We start from the raw sequence: 1,025 nt of genomic DNA, 5'->3' as shown, positions 1-1,025 counted from the left end.
GCTGAAAGTGTTTGGCATCCGGCTGAACCGGGTCGGGCGCGGCGGCTTTGCGCAAGTCGTGCGCGAGGCGGTGGCCCACGATGCGCTTGTCAGCGAGCTGATCGACGCCATGCTGAATGCGCGCGCGGCGCTGTGGAAGGAGTACTGCCGGCTGCACGACCTGGTGGTGCGCCTGGTCGCCGGCCATGAGCTGTGCCGGCGCTTCATGCAGATTCCTGGCGTCGGCCCGATCGCGGCGCTGAGCTTTATGACCGCGGTCGACGATCCCTCGCGGTTCAGGCGCTCGCGCGACGTGGCGGCCTATTTTGGCCTGACCTCGCGGCGCTGGCAGTCCGGCTCGTCTATCGACGTCAAGGGCCGGATCAGCAAGGCGGGCGACGGTGACGTGCGGCGGGCGCTGTACGAGGCGGCCAGCGCGTTGCTGACTCGCTACAAGAAAAAAGACAAGGTCAAGGCGTGGGGGCTGGCGCTGGGCAAGCGCTCCTCGCACCGCAAGGCGACGGTGGCGGTAGCGCGCAAGCTCGCCGTGATCATGCATGCGATGTGGACCAGCGGCACGTTGTACTGCGGCGATCCGGACGCCTCGGCGGCGGAGATGCATGCCGAAATAACAGCTAAGCAGCGCAAATTGCTCGGGCCCTACGCATGAGGCGCGTGATCCTGCAACCTGGCAACGACGCGGTGATGGCCGCGACCTGAACACGGAGCTCCGCCACCGGCGGATGAGGACTGGTGCAGCACCAACACGACGGAACGCACGTTATCTTGCCTGCGACGATGCATCTTCGGATGCCGACCGATCGCGCCGGATTGCCTGTGATGTGGCTCCGTCACACCGATGGAAAGATGCGCCGCGACGGCGTCCGCGCTGCCTTGCTGCAGCGAGTTTGTGTCGTCGATGAGCGCGGAAGACTGCACGGCGCATCAGGACTCGCAAGCCTCGGCGCATCGTGTCATGGCGTGGATCAGAGAGGCTTGTCGCAAGCGAGAAAGGAAGCGAGAATGGCTGAGGTCAGACAGACGAC

Annotated in this window: 1 protein-coding gene; it reads left to right on the top strand. The window is 65.5% G+C overall.

The features are described from left to right. A partial coding sequence (locus IVB32_RS04135) for a transposase (RefSeq protein WP_247409888.1) occupies window positions 1–649 on the top strand: 649 nt, incomplete at its 5' end. Between the last annotated feature and the right edge of the window lie 376 nt (window positions 650–1,025).

Origin of the sequence: Bradyrhizobium sp. 23 (assembly GCF_023073295.1) — a bacterium.
Lineage (GTDB): Bacteria > Pseudomonadota > Alphaproteobacteria > Rhizobiales > Xanthobacteraceae > Bradyrhizobium > Bradyrhizobium canariense_D.
Note: the sequence above shows the minus strand (reverse complement) of the source record. Positions and strands in the feature narration are given on the sequence as shown.